The 18,465-nt window shown below is 72.1% G+C and carries 17 protein-coding genes; 8 read left to right on the forward strand and 9 right to left on the reverse strand.

The genetic code is table 11. The features are described 5' to 3' along the window. Positions 1-29: 29 nt before the first annotated feature. From AB0J93_RS07040 to AB0J93_RS07050, 3 genes are read right to left on the reverse strand one after another with little or no spacing between them, the layout of a single operon-like run. On the reverse strand, positions 30-623 hold the full coding sequence (locus AB0J93_RS07040) for a GNAT family N-acetyltransferase (RefSeq protein WP_363918958.1): 594 nt from the start codon (positions 621-623) through the stop codon (positions 30-32). Then, positions 620-2,143, reverse strand: coding sequence for an APC family permease (locus AB0J93_RS07045; protein ID WP_363918960.1), 1,524 nt, complete (start codon positions 2,141-2,143; stop codon positions 620-622). The genes AB0J93_RS07040 and AB0J93_RS07045 overlap by 4 nt, the downstream gene beginning before the upstream one ends. Positions 2,144-2,180: 37 nt before the next feature. Then, the gene (locus tag AB0J93_RS07050) at positions 2,181-2,807 is read right to left on the reverse strand and encodes a GPP34 family phosphoprotein (protein ID WP_363918962.1); all 627 of its coding nucleotides are present in this window, start codon (positions 2,805-2,807) and stop codon (positions 2,181-2,183) included. Positions 2,808-2,948: 141 nt separating this feature from the next. On the opposite strand from AB0J93_RS07050, the gene AB0J93_RS07055 reads away from it, so the two are divergent. From AB0J93_RS07055 to hrpB, 3 genes are all read left to right on the forward strand, one after another. Beyond that, entirely contained in the window at positions 2,949-3,791 is an 843-nt protein-coding gene (locus AB0J93_RS07055) for a helix-turn-helix transcriptional regulator (protein ID WP_363918964.1), read from the forward strand. A 43-nt stretch (positions 3,792-3,834) separates the two neighbouring features. Then, positions 3,835-4,026: a DUF397 domain-containing protein gene (locus tag AB0J93_RS07060; RefSeq protein WP_363918966.1), complete on the forward strand. Its 192-nt coding sequence runs from the start codon at positions 3,835-3,837 to the stop codon at positions 4,024-4,026. Between the two features lie 193 nt (positions 4,027-4,219). Next, positions 4,220-6,817: an ATP-dependent helicase HrpB gene (gene hrpB, locus AB0J93_RS07065; RefSeq protein WP_363919466.1), complete on the forward strand. Its 2,598-nt coding sequence runs from the start codon at positions 4,220-4,222 to the stop codon at positions 6,815-6,817. A 4-nt stretch (positions 6,818-6,821) separates the two neighbouring features. Here the strand turns inward: hrpB and AB0J93_RS07070 are convergent, their stop codons facing one another. Further along, on the reverse strand, positions 6,822-7,550 hold the full coding sequence (locus AB0J93_RS07070; RefSeq protein WP_363918968.1) for a protein phosphatase 2C domain-containing protein: 729 nt from the start codon (positions 7,548-7,550) through the stop codon (positions 6,822-6,824). 220 nt (positions 7,551-7,770) lie between these two features. On the opposite strand from AB0J93_RS07070, the gene AB0J93_RS07075 reads away from it, so the two are divergent. Both AB0J93_RS07075 and AB0J93_RS07080 read left to right on the forward strand, forming a co-directional pair. Continuing rightward, complete coding sequence (locus tag AB0J93_RS07075) at positions 7,771-10,380, forward strand: glycoside hydrolase family 9 protein (RefSeq protein ID WP_363918970.1); 2,610 nt, start codon at positions 7,771-7,773, stop codon at positions 10,378-10,380. Positions 10,381-10,540: 160 nt separating this feature from the next. Further along, positions 10,541-11,083: a GNAT family N-acetyltransferase gene (locus AB0J93_RS07080; protein WP_363918972.1), complete on the forward strand. Its 543-nt coding sequence runs from the start codon at positions 10,541-10,543 to the stop codon at positions 11,081-11,083. A 93-nt stretch (positions 11,084-11,176) separates the two neighbouring features. Here the strand turns inward: AB0J93_RS07080 and AB0J93_RS07085 are convergent, their stop codons facing one another. From AB0J93_RS07085 to AB0J93_RS07100, 4 genes are all read right to left on the reverse strand, one after another. Continuing rightward, positions 11,177-12,136 carry a TIGR03885 family FMN-dependent LLM class oxidoreductase gene (locus AB0J93_RS07085; protein ID WP_363918974.1) on the reverse strand — a complete coding sequence of 320 codons (960 nt, stop codon included), beginning with the start codon at positions 12,134-12,136 and terminating at the stop codon, positions 11,177-11,179. Between the two features lie 42 nt (positions 12,137-12,178). Then, on the reverse strand, positions 12,179-13,591 hold the full coding sequence (locus AB0J93_RS07090) for an NADP-dependent succinic semialdehyde dehydrogenase (RefSeq protein WP_363918976.1): 1,413 nt from the start codon (positions 13,589-13,591) through the stop codon (positions 12,179-12,181). Positions 13,592-13,605: 14 nt separating this feature from the next. After that, entirely contained in the window at positions 13,606-13,869 is a 264-nt protein-coding gene (locus AB0J93_RS07095; protein ID WP_210935265.1) for a DUF6343 family protein, read from the reverse strand. Positions 13,870-13,958: 89 nt separating this feature from the next. Then, positions 13,959-14,780 carry an NAD(P)H-binding protein gene (locus tag AB0J93_RS07100; protein ID WP_363918979.1) on the reverse strand — a complete coding sequence of 274 codons (822 nt, stop codon included), beginning with the start codon at positions 14,778-14,780 and terminating at the stop codon, positions 13,959-13,961. 180 nt (positions 14,781-14,960) lie between these two features. Here AB0J93_RS07100 and AB0J93_RS07105 point away from each other — a divergent pair, with 180 nt between their 5' ends. Further along, positions 14,961-15,557, forward strand: coding sequence for an antibiotic biosynthesis monooxygenase (locus AB0J93_RS07105; RefSeq protein WP_363918981.1), 597 nt, complete (start codon positions 14,961-14,963; stop codon positions 15,555-15,557). 159 nt (positions 15,558-15,716) lie between these two features. Continuing rightward, positions 15,717-16,568: a GDSL-type esterase/lipase family protein gene (locus AB0J93_RS07110; protein WP_363918983.1), complete on the forward strand. Its 852-nt coding sequence runs from the start codon at positions 15,717-15,719 to the stop codon at positions 16,566-16,568. Here the strand turns inward: AB0J93_RS07110 and AB0J93_RS07115 are convergent. After that, positions 16,556-17,320 carry an EcsC family protein gene (locus AB0J93_RS07115; protein WP_363918985.1) on the reverse strand — a complete coding sequence of 255 codons (765 nt, stop codon included), beginning with the start codon at positions 17,318-17,320 and terminating at the stop codon, positions 16,556-16,558. The genes AB0J93_RS07110 and AB0J93_RS07115 overlap by 13 nt on opposite strands. Before the next feature lie 193 nt (positions 17,321-17,513). Here AB0J93_RS07115 and AB0J93_RS07120 point away from each other — a divergent pair, with 193 nt between their 5' ends. Then, complete coding sequence (locus tag AB0J93_RS07120; RefSeq protein ID WP_363918987.1) at positions 17,514-18,437, forward strand: PAC2 family protein; 924 nt, start codon at positions 17,514-17,516, stop codon at positions 18,435-18,437. The last annotated feature ends 28 nt before the right edge of the window (positions 18,438-18,465 follow it).

Here is an 18,465-nt window from a genome sequence, read left to right on the forward strand (position 1 = left end):
ACGGACCCGGCCACCATCGTCTTCGCACCTCAGCCGGCGGCCGGCTCCCGCCACATCGGCCAGAACGGGGTGCCGTCGGGCAGCCGGAACGGCTCGGCGACCCGGTAGCTGTGCCGCGCGTACAGGTCGCGGCTGGTCTCGCTGCTCGCCTCCAGGTACGCCGGCACGCCGTTGGTGTCCAGCCAGGCGTGATGGTGGCGCAGCAGCGCCGTGCCGACGCCCTGGCCCTGGCGGTCCGGACGCACGGCCAGCAGCGCCAGGTGATGATGATCGGCGTGCGGATGGTTGGCGGCGAACAACTCGTCCAGGTGCACGAAGTTCGGAGTCCACTCCCCGCAAGCCGAGGCCAGCCGAGCGTCGTAGTCCTCCGGCGGCGGCAGTGGTTCACCGACCGACGGCAGCCAGACGGCCACCCCGGCGCGGTCCTCGGTGCCGAACACCAGTCCGTACCGAGTGGCGTGGTCGACGATGATCTCGAAGTTCCCGGCCAGCACCGACTCCCGCTTGGACTCGTCCGGCACCAGCCAGCGGGGCTGGTCGAGCACCATGAATGCCTCGGCGATCCGCGCGGCGACCCAGCGGGCGTCGTCCGCGCCGAGCTGGTTGATCTCCGGCCCGGTCACCGCCGCACCTCCGCCGTCGGCGCCGGCTCGGTGACCGGCGGGGGAACCACGACGGCCGCCGCACTCTCCGCGCCCAGGCCGATCCGGGCGTACGTGTCGGGACGGCGCCGCCGCAACGACAGGCCCCACAACCCGCCCAGCAGCGCCGCCACCGGGTAGGCCAGCGGGATCGCCCAGCGCAGCGGCGAGTCCGGCTCGACCCCGAGCAGGTTGGCGAAGTTCTGCACCGCCAGGACGATGATCGCGACCAGCGCGATCACGGCGATGCCGGGCGCGACCAACCGCCGCCACAGCGTCTCCTGCACACCGCCGCGCGCGAAGTACGCGATGATCGCGACCGCGGTGATGGCGATCAGCAGCAGTACGCCGAAGCCGCCGCTGGTGCCCAACCAGAAGAACAGTTGCAGGACCGGGTCCCAGCCGTTGACCGCGTACAGGATGATCACCACCAGGCCGAGCGCGCTCTGCGCGAGCGAGGCGGCCCGGGGTGCGCCGGTGGTCGGTGAGGTCCGCCCGAACACCGCGGGCAGCACCCGCTCCCGGCCCAGCGCGAAGGTGTAGCGCGCGGTGGTGTTGTGGAACGAGATCATGGCGGCCAGCACCGAGGTCAGGAAGAGTGCCTGCCCGATGGTCAGGACGGTGTCGCCCAGGTGCGCCCCGGCCAGGTTGAAGATCAGCTCGACGCTCTGGGTACCCGCCTCCTCGACGATCCGGTCCGGCCCGACGGCCACCGTCATGCTCCACGAGGAGAGCGCGTAGACCACCGCGATGATCGCCACGGACAGGTAGGTGGCCATCGGCACCGTACGCTTCGGGTCCTTGCTCTCCTCGCTGAAGACCACCGCCGCCTCGAAGCCGACGAAACCGAGGATCGCCAGCACCAGCACCGCGCCGAGCCCCGGCACGAAGAAGTTGTCCGGGGCGAACGCGGCGAAGCTCACGTCGCCGCCGGCCGGGTTGCCCAACTGGCCGAGATCGAACACCACGATGATGGCGATCTCGGCGCAGAGCAGCGCCGCCAGCACCATGCCGTTGATGTCCACCCGGAGCAGGCCGAGCATCGCCACCAGCGCCCACGCCACCAGCGCCACGACCCACCACTGCGGCGCGACCCCGAACAGCCGGTCCAGCACCGGTGCCGCCGCCGCGCCGATGGTCCCGTAGAGCCCGACCTGGAGGGCGTTGTAGGCGATCAGCGCCACCCAGGCCGTACCCACTCCGGCCGGACGCCCCAGCCCACGCGCCACGTACGCGTAGAACGCCCCGGCGTTGGCCATCCGACGGGCCATCGCCACGTAGCCGACGGAGAACACGGCGAGTACCACGGCCACCGCCAGGAAGGCCAGCGGAATGCCGAGCACCCCGATGACCCCGTAGCCGGTGGTGACCACGCCGGCGACCACGGTCAGTGGTGCCGCCGCGGAGAGGACGAAGAAGATCACTGAGGGGACGCCGAGCCGGCCACGGGCCAGCGCCTCGGAGACGTTGCTCGGTCGTTCGGTTGTCGCTGTCGAGGACATGTACTGCTCCGGTCTGAGGGGAAGGGGGTGTACCGGGTCAGGGGGCACCGCGCAGCACCGCCGCACCAACGGCGGCTTCGGTGTGCGCCACGAGTTCCTTCAGCGGGTCCGGCAGGGCCGGGATGATCAGATTGAGTCGGTGGTGTGCGCGCGGACCGGCGCTCCACAGCACTTCCCGGGTCAGTCCCGCGGCGGCGACCAACCCGAGCAGCGTCGCGTCGGGCACACTGGGCGGCTCGGCACGCTCCAGCAGCGCACGCAACCGGGTGGCCGGCCAGGCCACGACGTTGAGGTCGATGGGCTGGTAGGTGACGGTGGTCCGCAGCAGCCGCCGGCTCTCCTGTCGGCGCAGCACACCGGCCCGGGACAACCGCTCGCCCACCGAGGTCACCGAGGTCTGCGCGAGAAAGCTGAGCCAGGTACGCACCGACTGGTGCTGGGCCTCCCCGATCAACTGGTCCAGCACGGTGTGCGCCAACGCGTCAGCCGGCGGCCGTCGGTCGATCACGCCGACCTGACCGGCGGCGACGGTGATGTGTCCATAGAGGATCAACTCGCCGAGGAGCCCCCCGGCCAACCCGAGACTGGTCGCCGCCGGGTGCAGCTTCGCCTTGCCCCGGGTGTCGTTGTGCGCGATCAGAAAGAACTCGTCGGCGGTGAGCACACGTCCTCCCGAGCCGGCCGTCCACAGTGATCGCTAACCGGGAAAGGATGCACCGAGCGCAACTGCAACGCAACTCCCGTTTTGGTCAGTTGCACTCCGTGGTGAAGCGACCTGCGCCTTTTCCCGTGACAGACTCGGAGGGTGACCGCGAGCCCCACCGTTCGACGCCGCCGTATCGCCCGGGAACTGCGCCAGCTACGTGAACGCGCCGGGATGACCCTGGACGTCGCCGCCCGACAGCTGGACATGTCCAAAAGCAACCTGTCCCGCATCGAGAACGCGCAGATCGGCATCAAGCCGCGCGATGTCCGGGCCGCGCTCGCGCTGTACCAGGTCACCGGCAACGACGCCGAGGCGCTCATCGAGATCGCCCGGGGCGCGCAGCAACGCGGCTGGTGGCAGCACTACAGCGACGTACTCCCGGAATGGTTCGAGTTCTACGTGGGACTGGAGGCCGAGGCCGCCACCCTGCGCACGTACGAGGCCGAGGCGGTGCCCGGTCTGTTGCAGACCGAGGCGTACGCCCGCGAGGTGTACCGGCTGACCGCCGGTGAGGATGATCTGGACCGCAAGGTGGCCGCCCGGCTACGCCGGCAGGACGTACTGCGCGGCAACGAACCGGTGGAGCTGTCGGTGGTGCTGAACGAGGCGGTACTGCTACGCCCTGTCAGCGATCGCACCGTCATGGCGGGCCAGATCACCCACCTGGAAACCCTCGCCGAATTACCGAACGTAACTATTCAGGTACTTCCCTTCGATGCTGGCGGACATCCGGCGATGAACTCGCCGTACGTGATCCTCACGTTCGCCGACGCCGCCGACGCGGCCGTCGTCTACCTGGAAAATCTCTCTACTGGCCTGGCACTGGAGGAGGCCGCACAGGTGCGCTCGTATAGCCTTGTGCACGAGAGGCTGTGCAGTCTGGCACTCGATCCAGCGGCGTCCCTGATCCGCCTGAAGGAAGCTTCTCGTTACTTTACGTGACCGCTGCATCGCGGTCACTGTCGGTATCGACGAAGGGATCGCGATGACCGCGCTCGACCTGTCCCGGCCGGAGTGGCGCACCAGCACGCGCAGTGTGGGCAACGGCAACTGCGTCGAGGTGGCCACTGTCGACGGTGGGGTCGCGGTTCGGGACAGCAAGGACCGTCACGGCCCCGTGCTGACCTTCCCACCGTCGGCCTGGAACGCCTTCGTCGCCAGCGTCCACACGCGCTGACCCCACCCACTGCCCGCCGACCCACCCCGCGCCACGCTGCCGTGCGCCGCACCGCCCCCGCGCCAGACCGCGCCGCACTTGCCCTGCGCCGCGCCCTTGCACCCGTTCGGGGCCGCTGGTTCGGTTCGGGGCGCGCAGGTGCGAGGCGGGTGCGGGTGCCGAGGCGGGGGCGGGGGCGGTGCGAGACTGGGCCGTGCTCTCCGACGTGTCCATCGATCTGCCGGTGCGGGCGGTGCTGCCGGCGCTGGTGGCGGCGCTGGGCTCGGCCGGCAGCGCGGTCCTGGTCGCCCCGCCGGGCACCGGTAAGACCAGCCTCGCTCCGCTCGCCGTGGCCGACGCGGTGGCCGGGCGGGTGATCGTCGCCCAGCCCCGCCGGGTGGCCGCCCGCGCCGCCGCCCGCCGGATGGCGGCCCTGCTCGGGGAGCCGGTCGGCGGTCGGGTCGGCTACGCGGTTCGGGGAGAGCGACGGGCCGGACCTCGTACCCGGATCGAGGTGGTGACCACCGGGCTGCTGGTCCGCCGGATGCATCGCGATCCGGAGTTGGCAGGTGTGGACGCGGTGCTGCTCGACGAGATCCACGAACGTCAGCTCGACGCCGACCTGGCGCTCGCCTTCAGCGTCGAGTCCCGGGCGACCCTGCGGCCGGAGCTGTGGCTGCTGGCCATGTCGGCGACCCCGGAGGCGGATCGCTTCGCCGCCCTGCTCGGCGGCACAGTGCCGGCACCGGTGGTTCAAGCCTCGTCGGCACTGCATCCGGTGACCCGCATCTGGACACCACCGCCCCGTCCCGTGGCACCGCCCGGTGCGGGCCCGGTGGACCGGGCACTGCTCGACCACGTCGCGGCCACCGTCCGGCGGGCCCTCGTCGAACAGGAGGGCGACCTGCTGGTCTTCCTGCCCGGCGTGGGCGAGATCGCCGCCGTCGCCGGCCGCCTTGCCGAACTGCGCGACAGCGTCGACGTGCTACGCCTGCACGGCCGCCAGAGCGGCGCCGACCAGGATGCCGCACTGCGATCGGGAGACCGGCGACGGGTGGTGCTGGCCACGGCGGTGGCGGAGAGCAGCCTGACCGTGCCAGGCGTACGAACGGTGGTGGACGCGGGCCTGTCCCGGGTGGCTCGGCTGGACCTGACCCGAGGACTGGGCGCGCTGGTCACCGTGCCGGTTTCCCGTGCGGCGGCGACCCAGCGGGCCGGCCGGGCCGGGCGGGAGGCACCCGGCCAGGTGTACCGCTGCTGGTCGCCGGCGACGCACGAGCGGTTGCCCGCGCAGCCGGAACCGGAGATCGCCACCGCCGATCTGACCGGGTTCGCCCTTGAACTCGCCGCCTGGGGTGCCCCCGGCGGGACCGGGCTCGCGCTGCCCGATCCGCCTCCGGCGGCGGCGATGACAGTGGCGTCCGAGACGCTTACCGCCCTCGGCGCGATCGACGCGAACGGACGGATCACCGAGCGGGGCCGGGGCGTCGTCGCCGTCGGAGCGCATCCCCGGCTGGCCCGGGCACTGCTCGACGGGGCCGACCGGGTCGGTGCCGATCGTGCCGCACAGGTGATGGCGCTGCTCGCCGAGTCGACCGTGGCCGGCTCCGGCGACGATCTCGGTGCCGTCTGGCGTCGGTTGCGCGCCGGCACCGACCCGGCCGCCACCGCCCGCTGGCGTGCGGAGGTACGCCGGCTGCGCGCCGCCCTGCCAACCGCCGAGGCAGCCCAGGCGCGCGACGGCCGAGCAGGCGAGCGCCAGGCGGACGGCGCGCGGGCCGCTGGCGGGCTGGCGGGTGACGGCCGGGTTGACCGCGAGCGGATGGCGTGGTTGCCCGACGAGCTTGCCGCCGGGCTACTGGTCGGGTTGGCGTACCCGGAACGGTTGGCCCGGGTGCGGCGGCCGGGCGGTTCGGCGTACCTGATGAGTGGTGGGACCGCGGCGGAGCTGACGCCCGGGTCGGGGCTGGTGGGCGTCGACTGGTTGGCCGTCGCGGTGGCCGACCGCGCTCCCGGCGCACCGGCCGCCCGAATCCGGCTCGCCGCCGTCCTCGACGAGGCGACCGCCCGCGAGGCGGCCGGTTCGCTGTTGCGCACCGAGCGGGAGATCGGCTGGTCGGGTGGGGACGTGGTGGCCAGGGAGGTGCTCCGACTGGGCGCCGTCGAGCTGGTCGACCGCCCGCTGACCCGACCCGACCGGGACGCGGTGGCCGCCGCGCTGCTGACCGGACTGCGCGACACCGGGCTCGACGTGCTGACCTGGACGCCAGCCGCCAGGGCACTGCGCGAGCGGCTGGCGTTCTGCCGGTACGCGCTCGGCGACGACTGGCCCGACGTCTCCGACGAGGCGCTGCTGGCCGGCGCACCGCACTGGCTCGGGCCGGAACTGGCAAGTGCCCGACGCCGGGCCGACCTGGCTCGCGTCGACGTGGTCGGCGCGCTACGCCGGCTGCTGCCCTGGCCGCTGGCCGGGCGGCTGGACGAACTGGCACCGGAGCGGATCGCGGTGCCGAGCGGTTCGCGGATCCGGGTCGACTACGCCGACCCGGCCGCGCCGGTCCTCGCGGTCCGGCTCCAGGAGACCTTCGGTTGGCCCGAGGCGCCCCGGGTCGGTGACGGTCGGGTGCCCGTGCTGCTGCACCTGCTCTCCCCCGCCGGTCGACCGGTGGCGGTCACCGCCGACCTCGCCTCGTTCTGGCGTTCCGGCTACCGCCAGGTCCGCGCCGAACTGCGCGGACGCTATCCGCGCCACCCCTGGCCGGAGGACCCGACCACGGCCACGCCGACCCGGCGGGCCGGGCGGCGCTCCTGACTGCTCACGGCTCGTCGACCACGTCGGCGATGACGACGGTGATGTTGTCCGGCCCACCGGCCTGCAACGCCAGGTCGATGAGTCGGCGCCCGCAGGCGTCCCGCTCCGGCTGGCCGGCCAGCACCTCGGCCAGGGTGTCGGCGCGTACGACGTTTGACAGCCCGTCGCTGCACAGCAGCCAGCGGTCACCGGCTCGGGGCACCATCGTCGCGTACGTCGGGGAGACGTCGTCGCCCTGCAACGCCTGGGTCACCACGGCCCGGCGGGGATGACTGCCGGCCTGGTCCGGCGTGATCAGCCCCTGGTCGACGAGCATCTGCACGAAGGTGTCGTCCCGGGTGATCTGCTTGAGTACACCGTCGCGGAACAGGTAGGCCCGGGAGTCACCCACGTGGGCCAGCGCCAGGCAGCTGCCGGTACGCGCGAACAGCAGCGCGGTCAGCGTGGTGCCCATGCCCTGCCGCTGGGGGTCCTCGGCAACCGCCTGACGGATCCGTTCGGTGGCCAGCTGAATGCCGTTCTGCAACGCGGCGACCAGCACGTCCTCCGGCGTCTCCACATCGAGCGGGGCCACCGCCCCGATGGCGATGGCGCTGGCCAGGTCCCCGGCGGCCATGCCGCCCATGCCGTCGGCGACGGCGACCAGCCAGGTGCCGGAGTGCAACGCGTCCTGGTTTCCGCTGCGGATCAGCCCACGGTCGCTCGTCCCGGCGGAACGCAGCTTCAGGGTCATGGCACGCAGCCTGCCAGGAGTAGGGCTCGGTTGTCTCTAGGAGATCAGGACCGCCCGGCGTGGCGCGGCGAATCTCACTGACAGTGAACGTGAATTCCCATCGGATGCGATCGATTGACATGTCCTGCGTGTCCTGGAAACATGCCCGATATCTGGGAGCGCTCCCAGGTCCACACCTTCACTTCGCCTATTCCGTCCCGCTCGTCGGAAGGACTCCCCCGTGACGCCATCCCGACGTCGTCTCGCGGTGCTCGCCGCGGCGACCGCCGTGGCGCTGGTCGGCGTTAGCGCCGGCACCGCGTTCGCAGATCCACCCGCCGACGCACCCGAACAGATCCGCAACGGTGACTTCAGCGAAGGCTCGTCGCCCTGGTTCTCGTACGGCACCAACACGCTCGGCGTCGTCGACGGCCAGCTCTGCGCCACGGTGGCCGGCGGCCTGGCCAACCCCTGGGACGCCGGCATCGGCCACGACGCGCTTCCGCTGATCGCCGGCGCCGAGTACACCCTCGGTTTCGACGTCACCGCCACCCCCGGCGGCTCGGTCTCCGCCGTGCTGCAACTCGGCAGCGAGCCCTACACCGGCTACTACTCGGTCACCGCTGCCGCAACGCCGACCCAGCAGCGCGTCGAGCGCACCTTCGTCGCCTCGAACGACGACGATCGCGCCCAGCTGATCTTCCAGGTCGGCGGCGCCGCCGAGGCGCAGACCGTCTGCCTGGACAACGTCTCGCTGCGCGGCGGCAACCCGCCCGAGCCGTACGTGCCGGACACCGGCCCCCGCGTCCGGGTGAACCAGGTCGGTTACCTGCCCGGCGGGCCGAAGAACGCCACCGTGGTCACCGAGGCCACCGAGGCGCTGCCCTGGGAGCTGCACTCCGCCTCCGGTGCCGTGCTGGCCAGCGGCACCACCACGCCCCGCGGAGTCGACCAGGCGTCGGCGCAGAACGTGCACTCGCTGGACTTCTCCTCGTACCGCACCCCGGGACAGGGGCTGACGCTGGCCGTGGACGGCGAGGTCAGCCACCCGTTCGACATCTCCGGCACGCTCTACGACCAGTTGCGGTCGGACGCTCTGCAGTTCTTCTACATCCAGCGCAGCGGCATCGCCATCGACGGTGACCTGGTCGGCGAGGAGTACGCCCGACCCGCCGGTCACCTCGACGTCGCGCCGAACCAGGGCGACACCGACGTGCCCTGTGCCGCCGGAGCCTGCGACTACCGCCTCGACGTGCGCGGCGGCTGGTACGACGCGGGCGACCACGGCAAGTACGTGGTCAACGGTGGTATCGCCACCTACCAGCTGCTGAGCGCCTTCGAGCGGACCAAGAACGCCGCCACGGCCGGTTTCGGCGCCGACCTCGGCGACGGGACGCTGCGGCTGCCCGAGCGGGACAACGGGGTGCCGGACGTCCTCGACGAGGCCCGCTGGGAGCTGGAGTTCCTGATGCGGATGCAGGTGCCGGCCGGCAAGCCACTGGCCGGCATGGCCCACCACAAGATCCACGACCGGAACTGGACCGGCCTGCCGATGCAGCCCGAGGACGACCCGGAGCCGCGCGAGCTGCACCCGCCGTCCACCGCCGCCACCCTGAACCTGGCCGCCACCGCCGCCCAGTGCGCCCGGCTGTTCGCCCCGTACGACAAGGAGTTCGCGCAGCGCTGCGGCAGCGCGGCGAAGACCGCCTACGCGGCGGCCAAGGCCAACCCGGCCCGGTACGCCCCGTCGACCGGCAACGGCGGTGGCCCGTACGACGACACCAACGTCACCGACGAGTTCTACTGGGCGGCCGCCGAGCTGTACCTGACCACCGGCGAGCGCACCTACCTGACCGATCTGACCGCCTCGCCGCACCACACCGGCGACGTCTTCGACGTCCGTGGCTTCGGCTGGCAGAGCGTGGCCGCGCTGGGCCGCCTCGACCTGGCCACCGTGCCGAGCGGGCTGCCGGCCGCCGAGCAGACCCGGATCCGCCAGTCGGTCATCGCCGCCGCTGACGGCTACCTCGACGAGATCCGCCGGCAGGCGTACGGGCTGCCCATGCCCGGCGACCCGAACAGCTACTTCTGGGGCGGCAATGGTGCCATCATCAACAACGCGGTCGTGCTGGCCACCGCGTTCGACCTGACCGGAGCGGCGAAGTACCGCGACGGCGCGGTGCAGACGATGGACTACATCCTCGGCCGTAACGCGCTGAACATCTCGTACGTGACCGGGTGGGGTGAGCACGCGGCGGAGAACCAGCACAGCCGGATCTTCGGTTTCCAGCTCGACCCGAGCATGCCGAAGCCGCCGGCCGGTTCGATCGCCGGTGGTCCGAACGCCGCGCTCCAGGACCCGTTCGTGGAGCAGCTGCTCGAGGGCTGCGCGCCGATGTTCTGCTTCGTCGACGACATCGCCTCGTACTCCACCAACGAGGTGGCGATCAACTGGAACTCGGCGCTGGCCTGGATCGCCTCGTTCCTGGCCGACCAGGGTGATTCCGGCGCGGTGCCGGCGCCCACCTGCACGGTGTCGTACACCAACTACGGCTCTTGGCAGGGCGGCACCGGCTTCACCGCCCAGGTGAACATCCGCAACACCGGCACCGCCGCGGTGAACGGTTGGACCGCCCGGTTCGCCTTCACCGGTGACGCCAAGGTGCGCGAGGCGTGGATGGCCAAGGTGACGCAGTCCGGGGCCACGGTGACCGCGAAGAGCGAGTCGTACAACTCGCGGATCAACCCGGGTGGCTCGGTGATGTTCGGTTTCAACGCCACCACCGCCGGCCTCGCAAACCCCGCCCCCAACCTGGTCACGGTCAACGGCGCCCCCTGCACCGTGTCCTGATCCCCGGGTGGGGTGCCGTCGGCGACCGGCGCCCCACCCGGCCCCCACCCCGATGAAGTGATCAAGAAGTTCTGGTCCGGATCCGTGACGGATCCGGACCAGAACTTCTTGGTCATCTGGCACGGGTGGCGGGGTCGGCACCGTGCGGCAGGATGGGGGCGTGGGTGATCTCGGCGGGGTGGTGCTGCGCAGTGGTGGTCCGGCGGACGCGGGGGCGGTGCTGCGGTTGCTCGACGCCGCGACCGCCTGGCTGGTGGCGCGGGGTCGGAGCGGGCAGTGGGGCACCGAGCCCGCCTCGACGGATCCCCGTCGGATCGCCCAGGCCGAGGCGTGGGCCACCGGTGGCGGGCTGTGGCTGGCCCAGGCGGAAGACCGCCCGGTCGGCGCGCTGGTCGTGGGTACGGCCACCGAGTACGTGCCACCCGCGACCGAGCCGGAGCTGTACGTCAACCTGCTGGTCACCGACCGGGCGTACGCCGGGCGGGGAATCGGTGGGCGGCTGCTGGCGCACGCCGCCGACCTGGCCCACGAACGCGGGGTCGGGCTGTTGCGGGTGGACTGCTACGCCGGCGACGACGGTGCCCTGATGCGCTGGTACGAACGCCAGGGCTTCACCCCCACCGCCCCGTTCACGGTCGACCGCCCCAACCGTCTCCCCTGGCCCGGCCAACTCCTCACCCGCCGCCTCCGACCCACCCACTGACCAGGTTGATCATGAGGTTAGCGGCAGTTATCGATCTTCGAAGTACCGCTAACCTCATGATCAACGCGGCCTGCCCGGGGGTGGGGCGGGGGGTCAGGGGCGGAGTTTGGGGAGGACCTGGTCGGCGAAGGTGTCGAGGAAGGGACGTTGGTCTTGGCCTACGTGGTGGAGGGCGATCTGGTCGAAGCCGAGCGCCACGTACTCCTCCAGCCAGGCAACGTGCCGGCCCAGGTCGGCGGAGATGTTGACGACCTCGGCGAGCCGGGCCATCGGCACCTCGGCGGAGACCACGTCGAAGTGCTCCGGGGTGGTCAGGTCCCAGCAGACCGGCGGCGCGAAGACGTTGCTGCGCCACTGGTCGTAGGCGATCGCCTCGGCCTCGGCCTGGGCGGGCGCCCAGCTCAGGTGCACCTGAAGGTGCACCGGTCCACGACCGCCGGCCTCCCGGTAGGCGTCGATCATGCGGCGCAGGTGGTCGGTCGGCGCGTTGACCGTGATCAGACCGTCCGCCCACTCGGCGCACCAGCGGGCGGTGGCGACGCTGACCGCGGCGCCGACAAGTGCCGGCGGCTGCTCCGGACGGCTCCACAGCTTCGCCCGGTCGACCCGGACCAGACCGTCGTGGCTGACCTCCTCGCCGGCCAGCAGGGCGCGGATGACGTCCACGCACTCGCGCAGCCGGGCGTTGCGTACGTCCTTGCGCGGCCACGCGTCGCCGGTGATGTGCTCGTTGGCGGCCTCACCGGAGCCCAGGGCCGCCCAGAAGCGGCCCGGATACATCGCGGCGAGCGTGCCGATCGCCTGCGCGATGATCGCCGGGTGGTAGCGCTGCCCCGGCGCGTTGACCACCCCGAACGACAGGCCGGTGGCCTGCAACGCCGACCCGAGCCAGGACCAGGCGAATCCGGAGTGGCCCTGACGCTCGCTCCAGGGTGCGAAGTGGTCGGAGCACATGGCGGCGTCGAAGCCGACCTGCTCGGCGTGGACCACCGCCGCCAGCAGCTCACGCGGGTGGATCTGCTCGTGGGAAGCGTGAAACGCGATCGCCGTCATGCCGCGCTTCACTACCCACCCGGCGGCAGGAGTAAGCAGCAGCTACTCGGAGTGGCTGCCGGCGCCGGCAGTGGCCGCGCCCTCCCCCACCCAGACCGTCTTGACGTTGCAGAACTCGTGCATGCCCTGGGCGGAGAGTTCCCGGCCGTAGCCGGAGTTCTTCACCCCGCCGAAGGGCAGCTCCGGGTAGGACGTGGTCATCCCGTTGATGAAGACGGCCCCGGCCTCCAGGTCGGTGGCGAACCGCTGCTGCTCCTGCGGGTCGCGGGTCCAGGCGTTCGAGCCGAGCCCGAAGCTGGTGCCGTTGGCCAACTCGATCGCCTCGTCGTACGACGAGGCCCGGTACAGCCCGGCGACCGGCCCGAACACCTCCTCGGCCCACATCCGCATGCCCGGTTGCAGATCCGTCACCACCGTCGGTGGGTAGAACCAGCCCGCCCCGGTCGGCTTCTCCCCACCACAGAGCACCGTCGCTCCCTTGTCGACGGCGTCACGGACCTGCGCGTCGACCTCGTCGCGGCCCCGCTCGGAGGCCAGCGGGCCGACATCGGTGTCGTCGTCCATCGGGTCACCCACCCGCAGCGCCGACATGCGATGCGCGAACGCCTCGGCGAAGGCGTCGTAGACGTCGGTGTGCACGATGAACCGCTTGGCCGCGATACAGGACTGGCCGTTGTTCTGACAGCGGGCGGTGGTGGCCACCTGCGCGGCCAGTTCCACGTCGGCGGAGGGCATCACCACGAACGGGTCGCTGCCACCCAGCTCCAGCACCGTCTTCTTCAGCTCCCGGCCAGCGATCTGCGCGATCGACCGGCCGGCGACCTCGCTGCCGGTCAGCGTGGCGGCGCGTACCCGGGGGTCGCTCAGGATCCGGTCCACCGCCTCGGAGCCGACCAGCAGGGTGGTGAACGCACCCTCGGGGAAGCCGGCCCGCCGGAACAGGTCTTCCAGCAGCAGCGCGGTCTGCGGCACGTTCGAGGCGTGCTTGAGCAGGCCGGTGTTGCCGGCCATCAGAGCCGGCGCGGCGAAGCGCATCACCTGCCAGAGGGGAAAGTTCCACGGCATCACCGCCAGCACCGGACCGATCGGCTGGTAGCGGACGAACGCCCGAGTCGCCGAGACCGCCTCGGGGTCGGCCGGCTCGTCGGCGAGGAACTCCGCCGCCCGGCCGGCGTAGAAGCGGCAGGCGGCGGCGCACTTGGTGACCTCGGCCTTGGCGGCGGCGAGCGTCTTGCCCATCTCGGTGGTCATCAGCCGGGCGGTGTCGTCCCGTTCCGCCTCCAGCAGGTCGGCCGCCGCGGTCAGCCACCGCCCGCGCTGCTCGATCGTGGTGCCGCGCAGCTGCCGGTACGCCAGGTCGGTCCGCTCGATCGCGCCGTCGATCTGCTCGTCGGACATCGCCTCGTACGTCTTGAGCACCTGGCCGTTTACCGGATTGGTGGTGGCGATGGTCATCAGGGCTTCTCCCGTCACTCGAAGAGCGAGTGCCGCGCGCCGGGCTCCTCCCGGCGGCGGGCGGCGCGACGACGTTGAATGATGATCAGGTCGACCACGGCAACCACCGCGAAGACGGCGCAGACGACACCCAACCAGGCCACGTCGGCACGGAACGCCAACACCGCGAAAACGGTCATGGTGACGAGCCCGAAGCTGGCCAACGCCAGCCGCAGGTTCAGTGCGCTGTACGCGTGACCGACCGTGCCACGGGCACGCCGGGGCTGTGATCTCGTCATCACCCCCACCTACCCCGCGCCGCCAGAGCTAACCGTCGCCTGCGCCCTTTCCGCCCCGCCGCGATGGCGGGGCGAGTCGCCGCGGCCAGTCAGGAACGCCAGGCGCCGCGGGCGGCCGCATCAGCGGCGTACGCGGCGAAGCTCCTCGGGTCGTGGCCGGTGACCTGCCGGACCGTCCCGGTCGGCTGGCCGTCGCCCAGGTCACGGAGCGCCCCGAACGCGGCGATCTCGCCCGCCACCTGCTCGGCCGGCACACCCAGTGCGAGCATCACCGCCCGGTAGTCGTCGGCCGTACCGAGATGACGCACCGGCCGGCCGACCGTTTCGGTGAGGATCTCCGCGGCCTCGCCGAAGGAGAGCGCGTCCGGGCCGGTGATCTCGTACGTCCGGCCGGCGTGTCCGGCACCGGTGAGGGCGGCGACCGCGACGTCGGCGATGTCGTCCGCGTCGACGAAGCACTGGCGGGCGTCGCCCACCGGCACGGCGATCTCCCCGGCGAGCACGGCCTCCCGGAAGAAGCCCTCGTCGAAGTTCTGGTCGAACCAGTCGGGGCGCAGGATCGTCCACTGCGCGCCGCTGGTGCGTACCGTCTCCTCCGCGGCCATCAGTCGCTCGTCACCCATCGCCTCGATCGCCCGGCTGGAGAGCAGCACCAGGCCGCGCACTCCCTGCTCCACCGCCAGCCGGACGAAATCGGACTCGATCGGTCGGTCGTGCGGAGCCATCAGGTACATCGCGGTGGTCCCGGTCACGGCGGTGCGCCAGGAACTCGGATCGGTCCAGTCGAAACGCGGCTCCCCGGAGCGGGAGGCGGATCGGACCGGGTGACCGGCGGCCCGCAACCGGCGGACCACCCGCCGACCGGTCGTACCGGTGGCGCCGAGCACAAGAATCATGTCCTGGTTCGTCATGGGATCAGTCGAGCAGTCGCCTGTGACAAAGCCCGGCCGGCCAGCAAGGCCCCGACACCACGGGTTGCGGAACGGCCCGTGCATTGCGGAACTGCCGCGCCTTCTGGCACCGCCGTGCGTTGCGTTACACCGGCCCGGCTGGACCCGGCCTTTCCGGGCGTCGGCGGGGACCATGGACGCATGACCGTGAGCCACGCCGAGCCGGTGACCGTCGCCGTCGCCCGCCGAGCCGACCCCGCCCGTACCGACGAGATGGTGGCGTGGATGCGGGCCGGCACGGCGCTGGCCGAGGCGTTCCCGGGTTTCCTGGGCGCGGGTTGGGTGCGCCGCGCCCCCGGATCCGGCGACTGGCACATGCTGTACCGGTTCGCCGACCCGGATACCCTGCGCCGCTGGGAGGAATCGCCGCAGCGACACTGGTGGCTGACGTCGGCGCAGGGCATCGTGGAGCACACCCACGTCGAGCGGCGGACCGGCATCGAGGGCTGGTTCGACCCGCCGCACGCGGCGGCCGTCGAGCCGCTGGACGCGGAACCGACCGTGCCGCCGTCGCCCCCGCGCTGGAAGCAGGCGGTGACGATCTGGCTGGCGTTCTTCCCGCTCAGCCTGACCGCCACGCTGCTGACCGGCCAGTTCCTGCCGGGGCTGCCGACTCCGGCGCGGGTGCTGGTCATGACGCTCACCCTGACCCCGCTGATGACCTACCTGGTACTGCCGCGGATCACCCGGGCGCTGCACTGGTGGCTGCACGGCCAGCGGGCGCCCTGGCACAGGTAGGCGGCGGCCGAGCCCACTTAGCATGTCGGCCCGGGACGCGACAGGGCACTGCCGCATCCCCGACAGCAGCACATGACCGGCCCAGCCCACGCGCGTAGAGTCATCGTGCCATCGCTCTGCGCTGTGAGGTCGGGGAAGTGCTGTGAGGTCGGGGAAGTAATGCCTGGACGTTGGACCACCGCCGCCGTCTGCCTGCTCGCACTCGTCGCGTTGGCCTGCGAGGCGGGTGGGGACGCGGCACCGCGACCGTCGGGGGGCACGGCCCAGCCCGGCTCTCCCCGGGTCGTCGCCGCCCTCGGTGACTCGATCACCACCGGCTTCGGGTCCTGCCTGGTCCTCACCTCGTGCCAGCGCAACTCCTGGTCGACGGGGGACGGACTGCGGGTCGACAGCCACTACCGTCGGCTGCTCGACCGGAACCCGGGCCTGCGCGGCAAGGCGCACAACCACGCCCGGGCTGGGGCTCGGGCCGCCGCGCTGGCCGGCCAGGCGGAGGCGGCGGTACGCGACCGCGCCGACTACGTCACGGTGCTGGTCGGCGCCAACGACGCCTGCCGCACCACGATCGACGCGATGACCCCGGTGGCCGACTTCCGGGCCGAGATCAACCGAGGGCTGCGGGTGCTGCGCGAGGGGCGGCCGAAGGCCCGCGTCCTGGTCGTCAGCATTCCGAACCTGTACCGGCTCTGGGAGGTCGGCCACGACGAGCCCCGGGCGGTGCGCGCCTGGCGGCGGGGCGTGTGTCCGGCGCTGCTGGCCGAGGCGACGTCGACCGCACCGGCGGATCGGAGCCGCCGGGCGGCGTTCCGGGAACGGGTCGCCGCGTACAACAGTCAACTGAAGGCGGCCTGCCGGGCCTACGGCGCCCGATGCCGATACGACGGCGGCGCCGCGCACCGGGTCCGCTTCGACCTGGACCTGGTCAACCCGCTGGACTACTTCCACCCCAACACGGCCGGTCAGTCCCGCCTCGCCGAGGTGACCTGGCGTGCCTCCGGCTACGCCGACTGATCGCCCGCCTCATCGGGATGACGGGGCAACGGGATTCGGGCGTCGCCGTGCTGGCGGTAGAGCGCCCGGGAACGCTCGGCCAGCTTCTTGGTGGCCGAGGAGTTCGCCCAGGTGCCGAGGATTATCGCCGCTCCGGGGACCACCTTGGCGAAGAGCCGTTTCGCCGCGCGTACCCCGGCCATCTGGGCGAGCCGGACCCCGAGGTGCAGCATCACCCGGCCGAGCGGTGCCTGCCCGCCCCCGCCGAACAGCGCGCCCGCCCGCTCGCGCCCGGCCGCCACCCCCAGCGCCACCCGGGCGCTCGCAGCGGCCTTGTGCACCTTCTGGAGCACCAGCAGGTCGGTGGCGCGGTCGGAATGCGTCGGGTCAGCACCGTACGCGGCGGCCACGTGCAGGACCATGCGGGACTGGGTCCAGGCCAGCACGCCGACGTCGATCACCGCACCGGGCAGCCCGGCCGCACCGGAGACGGCCCCGGAGAGCCGGGCCTGATTGACGAACCGACGTACCGCCTGCTCCGCCAGGGCCTCGGCGCTGATCCCGGGCTGCGCGGCCCGGATCCGCTGCGCCCACTGCGCTGCCTCCGGGCCGAGCCGGCGCACCGCCTCGAGCGCGAGGTGCTCGGGAGCGTACTGCGGATCCTGGCGCATCCGGTCCCACAGCGTGGCCGGCAGCGCCTCGACGACCCGGCTGCCCGGCGTCGGCGGGGCCGGGGTGACCGGTTGGCCCTCGGCGGGCACGGGATCGCTCATCACCTCTCCTTTCGGTGGCGCGCATCCATGTGTACCCCGCCGGGGCAACGGCGTACCGTCGGCCGATCGCACGGCGACGCCGGGCCGGCCGGACCGGCGCGACAGGAATGCACGAGGATGGCAGGTACGTTCTGGCGATCGGGGCACCGTCAATCCGGTGGCCCCGTTACGCACATGCAGGGAGGCCGCACCGGTGCTCGACCCACACGAGCTCTACGAACTCACCGACGATCTGCCCGACCTCGGTCAGCCGGTCCTGATCCAGGCGCTCACCGGTTTCGTCGACGCCGGTAACGCGAGCCGGCTCGCCCGCGAACAGCTGCTCACATCGCTGGAGTCCCGCCCGATCGCCCAGTTCGACCTGGACCAGCTCTTCGACTACCGCTCCCGCCGCCCGGTGATGACCTTCGTCGAGGACCACTGGGAGAGCTACGACGACCCGGAGTTGGAGCTGCACCTGCTCCACGACGACGACGAGACCCCCTTTCTGCTGCTCACCGGGCCGGAGCCGGACCTGCAGTGGGAACGGTTCACCGCCGCCGTCGCCGGGCTCGCCGCCCGGCTTGACGTACGGCTCACCGTCGGGCTCAACGCGATCCCGATGGCGGTACCGCACACCCGGCCGACCGGCGTGACCGCGCACGCCACCCGGCGTGACCTGATCGCCGGCTACGAACCGTGGCTGCAACGGGTGCAGGTCCCCGGCAGCGTCGGCCACCTGCTGGAGTTCCGCCTCGGCGAGGCGGGCCGCGACGCGCTGGGTTTCGCCGCGCACGTGCCGCACTACGTGGCGCAGGCCGAGTACCCGGCCGCCGCCGAGGTGCTGCTGGCGTCGGTGTCCCGCAGCACCGGGCTGCTGCTGCCCCGGGACGGGCTGCGCTCGGCCGCCGAGGTGGTACGGGTGGAAATCGACCGACAGGTCGCGCAGAGCGACGAGGCCACCACCCTGGTCCAGGCCCTTGAGGAGCAGTACGACGCGTACGCCCGGGGTCGGGGTGAGAAGAACCTGCTCGCCGCGGAGAACGGCCCCCTGCCCACCGCGGAGGAACTCGGCGCCGAGTTGGAGCGTTTCCTCGCCGAGCAGACCCGTCCGAACAACGACACCCCCGGCGGCTGACAACCGACCTCCCGGTCGGCGGCGGGCA

It is taken from the genome of Micromonospora sp. NPDC049374 (assembly GCF_040677165.1).
GTDB lineage: Bacteria > Actinomycetota > Actinomycetes > Mycobacteriales > Micromonosporaceae > Micromonospora.

What these genes read in the sequence shown, in the direction of transcription:
- AB0J93_RS07045 (WP_363918960.1), bottom strand. Translation starts at nt 2,143, where the DNA reads ATGTCCTCGACAGCGACAACCGAACGACCGAGCAACGTCTCCGAGGCG.
- AB0J93_RS07060 (WP_363918966.1), top strand. Translation starts at nt 3,835, where the DNA reads ATGACCGCGCTCGACCTGTCCCGGCCGGAGTGGCGCACCAGCACGCGC.
- AB0J93_RS07070 (WP_363918968.1), bottom strand. Translation starts at nt 7,550, where the DNA reads ATGACCCTGAAGCTGCGTTCCGCCGGGACGAGCGACCGTGGGCTGATC.
- AB0J93_RS07085 (WP_363918974.1), bottom strand. Translation starts at nt 12,136, where the DNA reads ATGACGGCGATCGCGTTTCACGCTTCCCACGAGCAGATCCACCCGCGT.
- AB0J93_RS07090 (WP_363918976.1), bottom strand. Translation starts at nt 13,591, where the DNA reads ATGACCATCGCCACCACCAATCCGGTAAACGGCCAGGTGCTCAAGACG.
- AB0J93_RS07095 (WP_210935265.1), bottom strand. Translation starts at nt 13,869, where the DNA reads ATGACGAGATCACAGCCCCGGCGTGCCCGTGGCACGGTCGGTCACGCG.
- AB0J93_RS07100 (WP_363918979.1), bottom strand. Translation starts at nt 14,780, where the DNA reads ATGACGAACCAGGACATGATTCTTGTGCTCGGCGCCACCGGTACGACC.
- AB0J93_RS07105 (WP_363918981.1), top strand. Translation starts at nt 14,961, where the DNA reads ATGACCGTGAGCCACGCCGAGCCGGTGACCGTCGCCGTCGCCCGCCGA.
- AB0J93_RS07110 (WP_363918983.1), top strand. Translation starts at nt 15,717, where the DNA reads ATGCCTGGACGTTGGACCACCGCCGCCGTCTGCCTGCTCGCACTCGTC.
- AB0J93_RS07115 (WP_363918985.1), bottom strand. Translation starts at nt 17,320, where the DNA reads ATGAGCGATCCCGTGCCCGCCGAGGGCCAACCGGTCACCCCGGCCCCG.